This window comes from Paracidovorax sp. MALMAid1276 (assembly GCF_049198005.1).
Taxonomy (GTDB): Bacteria; Pseudomonadota; Gammaproteobacteria; order Burkholderiales; family Burkholderiaceae_C; genus Acidovorax.
Map to the genome: position 1 here is coordinate 1 of NZ_JBMIRS010000264.1, position 15,046 is coordinate 15,046.

At 59.3% G+C, this 15,046-nt stretch carries 17 protein-coding genes; 5 read left to right on the forward strand and 12 right to left on the reverse strand.

Annotated elements, in window-relative coordinates; all coding sequences use genetic code 11:
- On the reverse strand, positions 1 to 344 hold a 344-nt coding region (locus ACOQFS_RS22705; RefSeq protein WP_421565067.1), incomplete at its 3' end, for a hypothetical protein.
- A gap of 123 nt (positions 345 to 467) precedes the next feature.
- Between ACOQFS_RS22705 and ACOQFS_RS22710 the strand changes: the two genes are divergently transcribed.
- Positions 468 to 3,269, forward strand: a complete 2,802-nt coding sequence (locus tag ACOQFS_RS22710; protein ID WP_421565152.1) for a DotA/TraY family protein — start codon at positions 468 to 470, stop codon at positions 3,267 to 3,269.
- A gap of 63 nt (positions 3,270 to 3,332) precedes the next feature.
- Positions 3,333 to 3,881 carry a hypothetical protein gene (locus ACOQFS_RS22715; protein WP_421565068.1) on the forward strand — a complete coding sequence of 183 codons (549 nt, stop codon included), beginning with the start codon at positions 3,333 to 3,335 and terminating at the stop codon, positions 3,879 to 3,881.
- Between the two features lie 1,555 nt (positions 3,882 to 5,436).
- Here ACOQFS_RS22715 and trfA read toward each other — a convergent pair.
- Entirely contained in the window at positions 5,437 to 6,342 is a 906-nt protein-coding gene (gene trfA / locus ACOQFS_RS22720) for a plasmid replication initiator TrfA (RefSeq protein WP_172415356.1), read from the reverse strand.
- Positions 6,343 to 6,476: 134 nt separating this feature from the next.
- On the opposite strand from trfA, the gene ACOQFS_RS22725 reads away from it, so the two are divergent.
- The 3 genes from ACOQFS_RS22725 (at position 6,477) to ACOQFS_RS22735 (ending at position 8,228) form a co-directional block, all read left to right on the forward strand.
- Positions 6,477 to 6,824: a DUF7673 family protein gene (locus tag ACOQFS_RS22725; protein ID WP_421565069.1), complete on the forward strand. Its 348-nt coding sequence runs from the start codon at positions 6,477 to 6,479 to the stop codon at positions 6,822 to 6,824.
- On the forward strand, positions 6,821 to 7,255 hold the full coding sequence (locus ACOQFS_RS22730; protein WP_056639221.1) for a hypothetical protein: 435 nt from the start codon (positions 6,821 to 6,823) through the stop codon (positions 7,253 to 7,255). The genes ACOQFS_RS22725 and ACOQFS_RS22730 overlap by 4 nt, the downstream gene beginning before the upstream one ends.
- Before the next feature lie 64 nt (positions 7,256 to 7,319).
- On the forward strand, positions 7,320 to 8,228 hold the full coding sequence (locus ACOQFS_RS22735) for a DUF6685 family protein (protein WP_421565070.1): 909 nt from the start codon (positions 7,320 to 7,322) through the stop codon (positions 8,226 to 8,228).
- 4 nt (positions 8,229 to 8,232) lie between these two features.
- Here the strand turns inward: ACOQFS_RS22735 and ACOQFS_RS22740 are convergent, their stop codons facing one another.
- From ACOQFS_RS22740 to ACOQFS_RS22785, 10 genes are all read right to left on the reverse strand, one after another.
- Positions 8,233 to 8,547: a hypothetical protein gene (locus ACOQFS_RS22740; RefSeq protein ID WP_056639215.1), complete on the reverse strand. Its 315-nt coding sequence runs from the start codon at positions 8,545 to 8,547 to the stop codon at positions 8,233 to 8,235.
- Between the two features lie 18 nt (positions 8,548 to 8,565).
- A complete protein-coding gene (locus ACOQFS_RS22745; protein WP_156391338.1) occupies positions 8,566 to 8,988 on the reverse strand; it encodes a glycine zipper 2TM domain-containing protein in 423 nt (140 codons plus the stop codon).
- Positions 8,989 to 9,013: 25 nt separating this feature from the next.
- Positions 9,014 to 9,277 carry a hypothetical protein gene (locus tag ACOQFS_RS22750; protein WP_421565071.1) on the reverse strand — a complete coding sequence of 88 codons (264 nt, stop codon included), beginning with the start codon at positions 9,275 to 9,277 and terminating at the stop codon, positions 9,014 to 9,016.
- 295 nt (positions 9,278 to 9,572) lie between these two features.
- Entirely contained in the window at positions 9,573 to 10,181 is a 609-nt protein-coding gene (locus ACOQFS_RS22755) for a hypothetical protein (RefSeq protein ID WP_056639206.1), read from the reverse strand.
- On the reverse strand, positions 10,175 to 10,723 hold the full coding sequence (locus ACOQFS_RS22760; RefSeq protein WP_421565072.1) for a hypothetical protein: 549 nt from the start codon (positions 10,721 to 10,723) through the stop codon (positions 10,175 to 10,177). The genes ACOQFS_RS22755 and ACOQFS_RS22760 overlap by 7 nt, the downstream gene beginning before the upstream one ends.
- A gap of 147 nt (positions 10,724 to 10,870) precedes the next feature.
- The gene (locus ACOQFS_RS22765) at positions 10,871 to 11,149 is read right to left on the reverse strand and encodes a hypothetical protein (RefSeq protein WP_156391337.1); all 279 of its coding nucleotides are present in this window, start codon (positions 11,147 to 11,149) and stop codon (positions 10,871 to 10,873) included.
- A 260-nt stretch (positions 11,150 to 11,409) separates the two neighbouring features.
- The gene (locus tag ACOQFS_RS22770; protein WP_421565073.1) at positions 11,410 to 13,182 is read right to left on the reverse strand and encodes a hypothetical protein; all 1,773 of its coding nucleotides are present in this window, start codon (positions 13,180 to 13,182) and stop codon (positions 11,410 to 11,412) included.
- 8 nt (positions 13,183 to 13,190) lie between these two features.
- Positions 13,191 to 13,742 (reverse strand): thermonuclease family protein, encoded by a 552-nt coding sequence (locus ACOQFS_RS22775; protein ID WP_082576745.1) that lies wholly within the window; start codon positions 13,740 to 13,742, stop codon positions 13,191 to 13,193.
- Positions 13,739 to 14,164, reverse strand: coding sequence for a hypothetical protein (locus ACOQFS_RS22780; protein WP_056639200.1), 426 nt, complete (start codon positions 14,162 to 14,164; stop codon positions 13,739 to 13,741). Before ACOQFS_RS22780 ends, ACOQFS_RS22775 begins: the two co-directional genes overlap by 4 nt.
- Positions 14,165 to 14,379: 215 nt before the next feature.
- Positions 14,380 to 14,697 carry a hypothetical protein gene (locus ACOQFS_RS22785; RefSeq protein ID WP_421565074.1) on the reverse strand — a complete coding sequence of 106 codons (318 nt, stop codon included), beginning with the start codon at positions 14,695 to 14,697 and terminating at the stop codon, positions 14,380 to 14,382.
- Positions 14,698 to 15,046: the final 349 nt, after the last annotated feature.

A 15,046-nucleotide genomic window follows, 5' to 3' on the forward strand; every position in this document is an offset into this window, starting at 1 on the left:
ACCACCTCGCCAAACCCCTCGACTCTCAACGTAAGCAGCTTTTTGCCTGTGTCCTTCATTTCCCGCGTGATCGCTTCACCGATGGCGCGCATCGCGCTCGCATCAACGTGAGCGGGCAGGGCGGGCACCTCAAGGCGGTACTCTGCATCGAGGTCGCGTGTCAGCAGCACCTCAAGCGTGGAGCCTGGAAAAAGACCACCCACCGCACAGTCGGCCCGCGCCTGGGCCGCTGAGTAGGCCAGCGCCTGGAGCGCTGCATAAATCTCAACGTTGGAGACTTTGATGGCGCTACGCGCGAGCACCCACTGGGCTCCATCCGTGTAATTCAATTCCTGCAACGGCATGTTTTTTCACTTTCCTACGATGATGGCACTCGCCGAGTATATTTTCTTCATTGAAAACACACTAGCATCCTGAGAGAATCTTAGGACTCGGTTACATCACTTCGGGACACTTCAATGGCGACAATGCCTTTCACCCCCTGCACCGCAGATCCATGCACAGACGTAACAGTCAGCATCCTGCAGACAGTCTTCGGGCCAGTTATCCGCAATCTCACCCTTGGAGCGGACCCTGGCACGGTCGATCCGGTTGTGAACGTGATCGCGACGATGATGAGTTACTTCAACAGCGGGGTGCTGACCGTCGCGATGCTCATCGTGAGCTTCATCACCGTCATGGGCGTCATCAACACGGCCAACGATGGCGAGGCCTTCGGCAAAAACTGGTCGTCCTTGTGGACACCCGTGCGGATCGTGTCCGGTGCGGCGGTGCTTCTGCCCACGGGCACCGGCTACTCGTTCATCCAGCTCATCGTGATGATGTTCTCGCTGTGGTCGGTTGGCTTTGCCAACGGCACCTTCAAGATGGGTGTTGAAAACGGCATCATTGCTGGCTCACTACAAAATGTGAGTCAGCAAATCGGGGTTGGCTCCAGCGCTACAGCGAATAAAGACTTTCCTTTATTCAACATGCGCGAGCTTGCATCTAACTACATGGTCGCGGCTTATTGCGCTAAAACTGTCAATGCAGTTTACGGCGACGGTGTTGTTACTGGCATCGTGCCACCGAATGTCAGCTTGAATACGGGTGGCACACCTGACAGGCAAGCTACCGAAGCTGGTATTAAAACCACATACACATACGAGTTCAAAGATAGAAATCTTTTGGCTCCGCTGGCTGGCGGCAACGCAGTTTGCGGAACGGTCAATCTGTATGAATATCAGCATGTAAACCCGACTCCGAGTTCCACTCCAGTTCTGCTGTCCGCAGTTTTTGACGATGCGGCGCGTGATGCCAATAATCAAGCGATCAGCCTGCTGCGGGACGCCATCCTCGCAGCAAAACTGTCCGCAGTCAAAGACATGATGCGGGAAATTGACAGTTGGGTTGCGTCCTGGCCTGGAGACATTAATCAGGATTGGAGTACGGTAAGCGTCAATACATTCAATACCATTGCTGATAACGCGCAGACAAACATGCTGTCGAACCTCCGTTCTCGCATGCAGTCTGACAATACGCTCAAAGGATTGATGGAGCGTTTCACGAATGACATTACCAAAGACGGTTGGGCAATGGCTGGCGGCTATTACCAGCGTCTCGGAGGCATCCGCGAAGAGCTGCGCAAGATTTATGCAGAGTCACCCGGTACAGTGACCCAACCAGCTCTGCGCTGGCTCCCGGAAGATGCCAAGGGCAACTTGGTGCGCCAAAGCGCCATCATGCCCGCTGTCATCGCCCGCAAGGCTCTTGATGGCTCTGGCTACACCCCCAAGTCGATCACTGACACAGGCAACGTCGCAAGCATCATTCCTGTCGATCTGGACGATGTGGACATTGACCAGATGGGTGAACGTGGCAACAAGGTGATGAACTCGCTTGTCGGCAGAGTCATGGAGTCCGTCACAAATGCCGCAACCGGCGCTGATGGGAACTCAGATGCCATCGCTCGTATTAAGACCACCGGGGATATTTTGGCAATTGCTAACGGTACGCTTTCTGGCATTGGAAAGCTGCTTGATACTGCCGTGACAACAGGGCGCGTTCTTGCGGCTGCTACGACAGGCTTGCCTGTCGTAGGAGGGGTGTCAAAAGCGGCTGATATTCTTAGCGAATTCCTCGGACGGAATATCTTACAACCCATCGCGGAAATTACAGGCTGGATGGATATTCTCGCTTTCTATTTTGGAATTTTTCTACCCAGTCTACCGTATACAATTTTCATTGTGGCGGTGGTTGGGTGGTTGTTAGCAGTTCTTCAAACAGTGTTCGCGGCGCCTCTATGGGCCGTTATGCATATGACGCCTGACCGGACATTCGTTGGTAGCCAGACTCAGGGTTATTTAATGTTCCTATCGCTTTTTATGCGGCCTGTACTCATTATTGCGGCTCTGTTCGCTGCAATGCTACTTGCTAACCCCATCGTTTTATATGTCTCCAAGGCATTTTGGGCCATGCGAACAGCAAACGTCTCCAGCGCAGAAGCCATCGGTTGGTATGTCCAATTCCTTACTTGGAAAAACTGGATGATTATGTACGGGCTTATGCTGGGGCCTATCGTGTACATGATCTTCGGTCTGACAAATACACTTCCTGATGCAATCCTTACGTGGATCGGCGCCGGAATCAAACCACTGGGCGAAACCCAAGCCACGGCAGAGATGCGCAGCGGCATGGAACGCCATGGAGCATCCGCACGCGGCGCTGCACTTGGCGCTGCAGCAGGTGCCCGCCGCCTGCCACCCGCTGGATCGGGTAACGCAGGGCGCAGCGGCGGCGCTATGCCCTCTGGCGGCTCAGGCCTGGGGTATGCCGGTGCAGCAGCAGGCGGCGCAGCGGCTGGAGCAGCCTATGCTGGTGGAGCGGGAAGCGATGCCAATCGTGCCCACCGGCCAATCTCCGACACTGGGCAGTCCAAGGGACACGACACACCAGACTATGTACCGCCCGAACAGTCGCCAGCCACGTCCACCTCGCGCTCTTCGCGAGAAGGTATTAGCGCTGGTGCAGCCGTGCAGAACCACCTTTCACAACGGGACCGACTGGTCAACAATGAATCCGCAACCGCTGGAGCAATGCCTGACGATGTGAGGGCTGATGATGCAAGAAGTGGCAATGCCGATGCAAATGGCAACAGACCGCTATCCAATGAAGCTGCATCGACTGCAGGCGTTGGTGCGGTGCTGAATTCGGATACCGCACAACCATCTGGTACAGCTAAAAACCACATGCTCGATGACAATGAGAGCGACAGAAGCGCTGCAGCCTAAAGAAAACCCGTGCGCAAATTTTCTAATTAGCGCATACTAATTACAACGTGAAAGGAGTACCCAATGTCCGTTTTTCAAGACCCTCGACTTGCTGAGTCCGTTGGCTACAACACCGGACATGCTCACGGCCATGCACTGGGCCTGGAGCAGGGGTACACCAATGGCTGGAACGCTGCCACGATCCACAGCGAGAACGTGATCGCTGAACGTGACGGCGTGATTGAGCGTCTCCACGACGCGAACGCCAACCTACAGTACCGACTTGCGCAGATGCAGCAGCTCCTTGAACTGCAGCAGGAGCAAGCCCAGTCGCTGCGATCCGACTACGAGGGCATGCACAAGGCATTCTTGGGTGTTGTAGCTATTGCCACACCTGCAATGAAAATTGTTGCGCATCAGCCGCTCGCGGCCCGCGATACCTTCATCTCAGAGTACGGGGACAACGCCTACAAGCTGCAAGGGCGGGAATACGTGACAGCCCATCGGTTTCCTCACAACCAGCCACTGGTAAAGCAGTACCTTTCGATTGGGCACCACGTCATCAACGAAACGATTGCACAGATCAAGAAGCAGCAAGCCTCACCATCTCCAGGCGCAGCGGCCACAGCCTGACGCAACTCAATCACGGTTCCTCCCTTTAACCAGCGCACTCCGCTGGTTTTTTTTTGCCTGTTGTGTTCAGCAAGCAGCAGCTCGTGCACAAACCCGCCTCGGCGGTCCACCGGAACGGCGCAATGTCAGAAGGGAAGGCAGACGCCCTGGCCAGCGTCGTGAGTCATTTCACCGAGGCCGCAGGGGCATCCAGCAGGAAGGCCGCTTAGGAAACCACCCAGCCCGACCCCTTGCCTAACAGTTTTCAGGCCCTTCCTCGGCCTGTGGGCAAGCGGCAAGGGTATTTTCAACCGACCCCACCGCCCCCTCTTCCTGATAAACAGGTTGGAGGGGGGAGCCGCTGCGACGGCAGCGGGGGGAGGGCTTGCCCTCCCATGGGGTCTGGGGCGACAGCCCGCAGCGGGGGAGCTGCCAGCAGGCAGCGGGCCGGAGGCCGAGGGGCGTCGGAGCGCCCCTCCCACATGGGTAGTTCGTCTACGGCCTGGGGGGATCTATTTTGCCCCCTTCGGGGGCCAGTTAATGGTATTGGGGGGATGCCGGGCGGGAGCGCGAAGCGCGGGCGTAGGCCGAAGGCCGGAGGAGCTGGCGGGGGGCGCAGCCCCCCAAGAGGCGGTGACTTTGTGCACCCCGCGAAAAATTTCGCGAGTTATCCACAGGGCGCGGGCCTAGTTAAAAAACCAGTTATAAGAAAGTTAAAAGACAGTTAGAGGGGTGTGGGTAACCCAAAAAACGCTTTGTGAATCATAGGCTTAGGCAATTGGCGGCGGTGCTCTACATACGAACTGGCGGGGGTCAACATGCGAACTTGCAGGGCTCAACATACGAGTAGGCGGGGGTCAACATGCGAATTTGCCCGTTTGGACGGTGGTCAACCTACGAAGTGGGCCTCTAAATCGGGGGTCAACATACGAATCGCGTCCATCCCGCCCGCGCGGCGTACTTTTTGATACGTTTTGCACCTTCAAGGCCTCTGTTCCCTGCCATGGGTGGCTGCTCATCCCGAAAACGGGGGTCTAAATACGAACTCTGCGGGGGTCTAAATACGAATCCGGGTGCCTGCAGGTGCTTCGCGGGGGTCAACATACGAACAGAACCTACCCAGCATACCCATGCCTGCTCTGAATCGGTGCTGCCGGGGGTCTAAATACGAACTTTTGCCCCCTGGTCCCGGCCTCAGCCGGCCAGTAGCGCGCCCTGGCGCGGGCCGGGGGTCAAAATACGAACGGCAGGCCAGCGAACAGATCAGGCCCCCACCCGCCTCAAAAGCGGCTTGGAATAGGCTTTTCACTAGGGAAATCGCTCGTGCATAGCGCTTCAATGCTGCTTGTGGGGGTCAAAAAACGAACTGCCGGGGGTCAACCGACGAACAGCAGTGCTCGCCACTGCCCGTGGCGCAGCGTCTTGACCGTGAGGACGGGGGTCTAGTGACGAACACGCCCAGCGTGCAGGCACCGCTGGATCACTCCAGCGATGCGCGGCGGTTGTCTATGTACGAATCCAGGGAGGGAAGGGTACCGAGCGCTTGCGGTAGCGCAGACGGCACGAGCGGCTTGTCTCAGGCGCGGAAGACGGTCACGAGGCCGGTCTTAGATATGTCGTAGGCCTTGAGGAAGCCCACGCTCACCAGGGCCTCCAGGGCACGTTTCATGGTCTTCTTGGCCTCGCGCAAGCGAGCAGATTTACGGCTCGCCTGGGCCTTGGCATCGAGGTCAGCATCCTCCGGTGCATCGACCTCGATCCCAGCTCCGCGCAGCAGCGTCTCCAGCTTGTGCGCATAGGGTTCCTGATGGGTGGAGAAATAGGCGTGCAGCCATGTGGCCACGCCCTCGGGGAGGGCCAGTCGAGTCTCCCAATCTATCCGGCTGTACATGCGCTCGAACAAGAACAGCAACCTGTCTTCCTTGTCGAAGACCTTGACAGTCCAGGGCTTCTGCTCGTCCTTGCTGTACTCGTAGCCAGCGATCAACCGGGTGCTGCAGCCCTTGTCGAAGCGCTGGCTGTAAACCTCGATAGTGCCTGACGAGAGGCGACGAATCGTGCCCAGCAGCCGCTGGTAGCTGGGGCCGGTGGTCGGCCACCTGATGGCCTTGAGAAAACTGTGCGGCGTGAAAGTGACGGAAGGGCACCGCGCCGCCTTGGACAGATGCACGAGCTGCAGCCAGACGGTTTCATCGTCCTGGCGCAGTTCCTCGCCGATGTAGAAAATCTCCCCGCCCCCCAGGATGGGGGTGCGCAGCGGGTTCTGAGCAACGAACACGCTGCGCGGCACCTTGCGATTGCGAGCACTGCATAGCCCGCTACGGAAAACTTCGTTGGGCGCCGCTCGCTCGTCCTCCGGCCACATCATCAACTGCCCGTCGCTGTGCAGCAGCTCAAGCTCTTCGCTCTTGCGAGCTGCAGCGCGGGCCATCTGCTGGTCCACCAGTTGCCGCGCCTTCGCCGTTGTCCGATCCTCTGTCATAGAACCCCTCCGCAATTGCATGCTGCCGTAAATCATACACACCAACGAAAAGTAGCCTGGAAGGCCCCTGCACTCGTTTAATAGTGTGGAATAATTATGGCACGATTGGGCATTCTTTGACTTAGGAGGTGTGAATGAACGACTACCTTGAACAACAGAACGAATGGGCCAGACGCGCTGATAGCGTGCAGCCCCCTGCAGCACAGGCCTACTCTCGGCTGCTCACCCTCACCGAGCAACGCGACAGCGGCCAGATTCTGCGTGTGGCGCAGTTCGTCGCTGCCACCTACAACGGAACAGCGTTCCCGCTCGACCCGTTCATCCTCCGTACCCTGGACGTGGACATTTCAGACGACATGCTGCTCTGCCTTGACGCCCTGCGATGGGGGCGAGCCGATCTGCATTCTCTGGTGCCTGACGGCGCCCGCCGCATCGAGGCGATGTGCACCAAGTGGGGTCTGAAATCGGACGATGGCAAATGACTGAATGGGCAGGCCTTCAACCGCCGCTCGATCCGGCGCTCATCATCGGGCAAACCGATGTGGGTGCTGTGCTGGTGGATACGCTCAAACTGCTGCAGGAGGCGTCAGACTACCTGACACGCCTCCCACGGGTGCCTGTTACCCAGCAGCTCATTGCCAAGCTCGAAGCGCACCAGAGCGCCCCTGCTACGCTGACTGCGCGACGGGTAGCGGAGCAGCTTGAGCACGAAAAGCAGGCGCGCTGCGCAGCGGCATACACAGCATTCGGAGTGCCCATCATCGAATGCGAGGTTCAAGGGAACAAGCTGCGAATGAAGCTGGGCAACGCCCCATCTTCACGCGCACGAGCCCTCGCGATGCTTGAGGCTGGGTGCGAGCTGCAGCTTGAACAAAAGGCAAGTTTTCGACCGCCCAGGTCGAAACGGAGCTGACCCTGGCGCTCTGTGCCAATCAACGGTTGCTATACGCAGAATCGAAGTCACAGGAGAAGCGATTTTGCAGACGATAAGCAGCTCGATTTGGGAAGGCGTTCGCAACGCCTTCGGCGACCCGGCCAGCATCCGCCGTGTGCTCGCCACGCATCCGCGTATGCGCGCCAGCCTGCGCGCCCCGGCCCGCACCATCAGCGCCCGCAACGTGCCCTCCTGGCACGAGCTGGGCACGCCGCCGCTCTTGGGCTGGCCCAGAAGGGCGAAAGGCCATCTGGTTGGCTGGACGGCATCTGGTGGCGACGGCTGGCAGAGCTTCCACATCGTGCGCCCAGAGTACGCACGGCTTGCCCGCTGCCAGATCACGCAAGCCACTTTGGATCTGCAGGCCATAGACGGATTCGCTGCATCCAAATCAGACCTGAATACCTTCGCGTCCACCGACGAAATGGTCGTCTCCAATTCGCGCGAGCTGATCGCCGAGATCAGCCTGCAGCAGTTGGCCAAGGCCCTTGCTCACAGAGAAATCCGCATAATCCATTCCCCTGGCGCCGACCACTTTGCCCGGTACTTGTGGGACGTACCTGCCCCGAGACTGTGGCTGATGAATTCAGGCGGTAGCCACCACCTCGCAGCAGCAAAGCTCATTGCGGCCCGCTTGGGCCAATCTGTCTCCTTGACTGGCGACCTTCACACGCACTCTTTGGACGCCAGCGCCGTGGCATCGCTCAGAGCCGAGTTTGAGCTATTTGCCCTGGCTGACGACGATGTGGGGATGACAGCCTTTGCGGACGCCATGAGGGCCGTTCGGGCAACTTGGCTGTCTCACCCACTACCCAGGCCCTACGAGCGCTCCACCGCCGTTCTGCTTCCGCGCAGCGAGGGCCGCTCGATGCGAGTGGCCTTGGAGATGCGCAAGGCCGGGATGACAGACCTGGGCGAGCACTTGAGCGCCCTGGCAACGGCGCTGGACTGACTTGTCAGAATGACTGGGTATTGAGGGTTGCCGGGTCAAGAACCATTGCCATGCTCGCAGCAATGTCCTCGTTTGAGATCACCCCCACCTGCAGGCCCAGACGGGCGATCACGGGCAGGCGTTCCAACTTAGCCATGACCGCGACCGCTCCTGCGCAGGTCATGCGCTCGGAATCCACGGTCTTGTGACAGGTGAAGGTGAGGAAATCATCGGCCAGCAGCCCTTTGATGATCCCCTCAATCCGCCCAGGCCTCAGCTCGATGGCCGCACCATCGCACCGGAACGGGCAGTTTGAGCACGGGCGCTTGGTGATGGGCATGGCCTTCGAGCGTCCGAGTTAGCGCAAGACCAGCTTGCCGTCTTCGGTGAGCGAGTACCGAATTGCCATGCCTGGGCGCCATGGGCCGCTCAGGTCTGCGTCGAAAATTTGGCCCGAGGCGTTGTCTCTGAATGTGACGTTCACGAAGCGCACCATCTTGGTCGATCCACCGGCACCAGCTCCAACGGCTGCACCACCAATGACGCCGATGGCGGTTGCGAGCTTGCGACCGTTGCCCTTGCCGATCTGGTTGCCAACTGCGCCGCCAACGACCGCGCCCGCAACCGCACCGCCGGTGCTGGGCTGGAATTCAGGCCGCAGCCCTTCCTGCGTTTCGATGACCGTCCCCATCCGCACAGGCAAGCTCTGGTGCGGGTTGGTTGCACATCCGGCCAGGAGGGCAACAGCAAGCACCAGGGGGAAGAATTTTGCTCGGATCATGGATACCTCTCTATGAAAAATTGAATCAGCCCGAACGGCTGTCTACGTTGAATGGAAACCGGATAGACGCTTTCAAGTCGGCACCGCTGGCGCGCAGCTCTTCACCCACATCCAGCTCTGCGCGCGGGTTCGCCACGAGCCACGCCTTGCACACCTTACGGTCGAAAAACCCAACGTCATGATCGCCCACGGTGTAGGCCCCAAGCCGATCCGAGGGGCAAGCATCGAGAACGGACTGCAAGTCAGCAAGCCACTTTTTCTCGGCCTGGGTGAGCGGTTTGGCTGGCATTTTTTGGCCTCGCTAAAGTACACGGATCGGAGCATCGGGCTCGAACGCAATCCACAGTCCTCGCCCCTCAGTCGCGCCGACCATTGCGAAGCACCAGCCCTCGGACCAACACTCTCTGATGTGGACTCCCGAGGGCCTGCGCCCCGAGTATTCCTCGATCATTCGCGATAGATCATCGCGACTAAACGCGGCGGCGTAAGCCGCTGGTGCAGCAGAAAAGGGCAGGGCTCGCCACAGTGGATCGTTCGCCAGACGACAGCACGACCCGTCGCCTTTCCAGTATCTCAGTGCCCGTTCAGCCATGACTGGCTTCGCTGACTGCGACAGTAGAAAGCGCGCGGGAGAAAAAATGCCTACAGGCCTTTGCATGGTGTCTCTCGATTTTTTTGGACTCGGCATCTGCTGACCAGTTCGCGCTGGAAAGGCTGCTCACAGGCATCCTTGTGCGGCGTGTGAGAGGTTTGAGCCTTTCACGCTCGCCCGGAGCCAGGGGCGCCAGCCATGTATTGGAGGGCGTGCGCAAGGCCTCATCATCGAACAGCACCTGATACTCAAACCCGAATCGGGTGCGAATGGCACAGAGCACCGAGGCAGGCGCATACAGCTCAAGCGATCCGGTCTTGTGTCGCCCCATCTCGTTGAACCTGCTGGGGGGAACCGCCAAGGTGCGGATAGGCTCCGTGGGTATGACGTTCATCACATCCAGAGCTGAAATCCGCTCTCCATGCCCCGAAGGCGAGGCGATAAGCATCTCGCCTCCAGAGTGCATGCCTTGAAAGAACCAATAGGGCAACTCCTTGGGAACGGCGTACATCCGGGACCACTGGGAGGCTTCGCGGATCACGCGCTTTGACGCAACTTCGATCAGCGTCAATGGAGTGAGGTTCAGGATGCTGTTCAGCATGCGGACCTCGCTACCCCTGCGATCCCTGGAGCGTCCACATTGGCGCCATGGCGCCACCAAGACACGGATTCAAAGGGCGATGCCTGCATCACGAGGTGTTGACCACCCATGAGGCCCACGGCGAAGTCGCGGCAGATGCCCAGACCGAAAACGTCAGGGCGCTGCGTGGTCACAGCCTCGTTGACCACCGCATCCTCCGGTGCGCTCTTTCGATAGCCGAAGGAAGGCGCGGCCAGGAATGGGCACACCTGCAGCGCATAGATCGCGCAGTCCCGATGCATCGGGCCATCGGTGTAGCACCTTGCCTCAGTTGACCGAGGGCCACCCACAAAAGCCATGCGTGAGCCCAAGGGCTCACCGCACAGGGCGCAGCAACGGCGCTGAATGAGCGCCGCTACCTTGTAGGGGTCCATTGTCCGAAAATCAACCACCCCATCGACCACGCGAGCATGCGCGGTTATGGGGTAGCCTCGCGGGTCACGCGCAAGGCGGGCCATGCGCGCGGGCATAGCCACCGCGCTCAGATCGCGCCACGCCTTCATGATTGGGCTCCAATCACGAGGCGGCGAGCTGCGAAAGCGGCTTGAATGCGTGCGGCCATAGATGAAAAATTCAGGTCCATGGCCTAATCATACACACTATTAAGGCTTGTGCAACCTCAATCTGGGCGGCTTCACCGCAGACCCGCGTCAGGCTTTCGAGGATCGTTTCTTTGGTGCTGGCGTTGCCGTGCGAAGGGCATGCCGCTTCTCACTGAATACGCGCACATCGCCTGCTTCCGCCAATCGACGCGCTGCCTCTCTGGCGCCAAGGGATAGTTGCCCTTTACCGATCTGCAAAAACAGCTCGACGCTATCGGGATCGAGCATGACGTTGTAGCGCTTGCCGTCCTGCACGCCATCTGCTGCCTTGACGCCCGCGCCGGGTGCACGCTTGACAGGTGCAGTCTTTGGTGTGGTTTCTTCCATGTCTATCAACTCAGTTGGCGGTGGGCTTTGCGGCGATCATGCCAAAAAGCAGCGATGGCATCCAGGCGCCACGCACTGCGTGCAAACACTGTGCTGCCGCCATCATGAACGGAGTCACTGGGGGTGGCGCATGACCACTCTTTGTTAGCTGCATGACCACTCTTTGTTAGCAAACCAGCGCATGCATTTTCCGTGCTGGACACATTCGCCAAATCATACCCATCAATTGCACACATTAATAAGCATTGACGAACAAATAGCTACCAGCTCTCCATCCGCAGTATTGTTTCCAGCGCGGGGCGGTCGGTCGGGCGCTTCAAGACCCGCGCCATGCTGACCTGAGAGAAGGGGATCAGAATGGACAGATTCAGTGCGAGCCATGGGTTGGGGGCCACCCAATCCATCGGGTCCACGCGCCCCCCAGTACATGCCTGCCACAACTCCCAGTGCTGCAGCACATCAGGCAACTCGCTGACCTCGCAACCAGCCAGGAATGCCAGTTCGCAAGGGTTGCAGGGGTAGATTCCCACCCAATAGGTGGCAATCTTCCCGTTGAGATAGCAGTGCAGATCGCCATGGTCTGAGCGCTCGCCAAAAACCACCCCTGATGCCTGGGCGCGTTGCGCCTCCGTGCTCTTGCTCATGAGGAACCGGCGCAGGAACTGGCGAGGCACCCCATGCTGCGGCGCCTCGACCCAGAGCGATGTGTGACCGCACAAGCTCAGCAACGTGGGCGCGTTTGCCTTCACTCGCTCGGAGTACCAAGCGAGCACGTCGTCCTTGCGAGCTGCAAACTCAGATGCGGCCAGCTCACCAACACGGGCGGCAAACTTGATCCGCGCGAGTAGGGCGCGATCCTCGTCACCGCCCAGTTGGCCGGTGCCGGTGTAGGCCTCCAAGGGCACCTCACAGCCATACCGATCTTCCATCCAAAGGCTGGCCGACGACTTGACCTCGCTACGCGGTACCGCGCTGAACCCGGCAAGCGCAGCGGCCTTTGGCCGCTGCGCTTGCGACAGGGCAGCGGGCCGGGAAACCTTGTAGCCACGGCGCCAGAACTTTTCCACGATCAGGTCGAACATCATGGACAACCACACCAGCTCCAGGGGGTGCAGATCGGCAATGTGCGTCAACGAAATCGACACGTTCTGTTCACTTGCGACGGCACGATGCTCAGTGCGCTGGAAATACAGTCGCTCACTTTCACCGTGATAGCGCAGACCCAGGTAGCCATACGGAAACCAGCTCCGGGGCACAGGCCTTTGTTGATAGCCATCACCTGTTTCGCTCACCTCCAGCGGTGGCTCTTCGTACTCCGGCACATCCGAGAGCACAAACAGGTTGCCCCCGTTCTTGACCACAAAGCAGAAATAGCTCTGATAAGTCTCTTGATGCCGGATCAGGTTCAGCGACACGCCAGAAGGCATGCGGGTGGCCGCTGCCACCATCGACTCCAGACTCCACCACTGCATCACGGTTCTGCTGCAGTCGGGGCGACGCCCTGCCGTATCCTCTGGGCCTTCAAGGAACTGCTCGACGCGCAGCCTTTCGATGCCGCGCAGCGCATCCCGCCGCAGCAGCGCCATGGAGTCATCACGGGCAAGGAGCTGCTGCACGCCAGGATGGTCGGCAGCACCGTAGCCATTCAGTGACTCGGCCACGGTGGCGAAAAATGCCGCCCTGGCCTGCACCAGCTCCGGCGTGCCCAGCAGCTCCATGAGGGAGCGCGGCTTTTCAAGCCGGGATGCCAAGCACTCCGGGTCATTAAGCAGCGACAGGGCGCTGCACTCGACCCCAGCAAGGTAGGTTTTCAGGAAATAGGCCAGCAACAAGCTGGCCGTGACCCCATCGGGATCAAGATGCATTGCATCCTCAACCTCGGCATACGTGTCCTGCAGCCGCCACGAACCGATGCAGACGCCAGAGGAACTGCCCACACCACTTGCGATCTCGCCCCAAATGCTCAATGCATGCAGCAGATTCGACGGACCCATTTTCACGGGCTCAGTACGCACATTCACCACCTTCGTCATTCGTCAATCTACTGGCCTGCACCATCGCAGGCCTGGTTCTTCCAGCATTGCTTTCGCCACTCCCACGGCGGTACAGGCTGCGTTCCCCCTGCAGCCCAGATGCCAAGCCCTGCAGCCCTGGCTTGAGCTTCAAAAGTCGCTGACTGGGGATTGCGGACATAGGAGCGGTTGACACGGTTTACCCATGCCATCCCGCGCCTCAACTGCTCGGCATTCACATCCAGGCCACCGACAAAGACCGTGCAGACAGATCGCCCCCAGTGGTCGGTTTCGTAGCAAGTAGCCGTCGCGCTTTGACCTCTCGCCAGAGAGACAAGCGATTGCTTGGCTGCTTGGCTGAACGGTTGCCCAGGCCTACCACCTCCATGACCGCGCTCAGGGGCATCAATGTCAGAAAGTCTGACTGTGGACTTGGAGAAATCAGCTTGCAGAATCGTCAGGCTATCGCCGTCATCGACGTGGATCACCTTGCCAGTCAATGACCATGGGGCCGCACTTGCAACCTGCCAACTCAGGGCAAGTGTGCCGCCGATCAAGATCGCGCGTACCACGACCTTCATGTCGCGGCCCCTGGTGGCGTTGCGGCTGCACGAGCCTCCATGATCTTGATTGCATCCAGAACGTCTACAGCAACGCACCTTGCCATCATTTCCTCCAGGGCCGATTTGCCAAACACAGATAGTCGAGCAGTGCGGATGAGCGAGGCCTCCCGCAGCTCACCGCGCCCAGAAGGCCCCATGGCATCGCCGAGCGACTGGTGCCAGTTTTCAGCGCAGCACAGTGCGGTGAAAGCAGTGGCACGCTCAGCCTCGTTCATGTCGGCAAGCGCCTTGCCGCGCAACGCATGTATGGCGCGCATCTCTGAGCGCGCTTGCTCGGCCCCCTCGCCCTGCCCGGAGTAGGCGTCCACCAGCCCTTTGCGATCCTGGATCGCGGAAGGGATGCAGCGCTGCAAGATCGTGTCTGGCTTCAATCTGGGCATAGCGGATCACGAGAAGGAGACGAAATTTCCCAGGTGATCCACCACCAACTCACCCTTGAATTCCCCACTCGCTATGCGAGAGGGAAGGGCGTGCATCGGAAAGACGACCATGGTCGCGTCGGACAGGCGACAGAGCGTAAAAAAGCTGAGGCCAGAGAACGAGGCTGTGTCTGTCAGCCAGATGGTCTGATTGCTTGAGCTGGAAGGAGCTTGCATCAGCAGTACCCCATGTGGCGACGTTCTGCAGCCACCTCTGCCGCGTAGTCCCGCCGTGCTTCATCCGCACGGCGCTTCGTCACCAACGCGCGCTTCTCTGCGAAGCTCAGCGCGGACACGTTGGGCACCTGAACCTTGCCGCTGCCCTTGCACTCCGTGCAGGTCACGTCATAGGCGCCGCTCAGATAGCGCTGTTGCTCATCGCCGTCCATCTCGGCCCACTCCGTGGACGTGAAGCCGTTGGAGAAGGCCGGATTTTCAACACGGCCTTCGCCTTCACAGCAGGAGCAAATAGCCCAGTGATATTTCCCGTTCATGTGCGCCCCGTTATTAGGATGCGCTATTGTCCCACACTAATTAGGCTTCTGAAAACGAATTCTGAGGGGGATCACGGCTCGAAAGTTTCGGTGGCCGTCGCTGCAGACAAGCGCACCGGCTGCGCGGGCGGGGAGGCCAAAGCCCTGCGCACCGACTCCGCTGCAACCTCGTTCAAGATGGTGCCGCACAGACCCGCAAGGGAAGTGCCAAGCACCTTTGCTTGCGCATCAAGCCAAGCTCGCGTCTCTCCAGTCACCGTTACCGGGAACCGGGACTCTTCGCTCGATGCCATTGCTGGCGTCGATCTCGACGTTGCTGCAGCCAAAACATCGACAATCGACAGCGGCC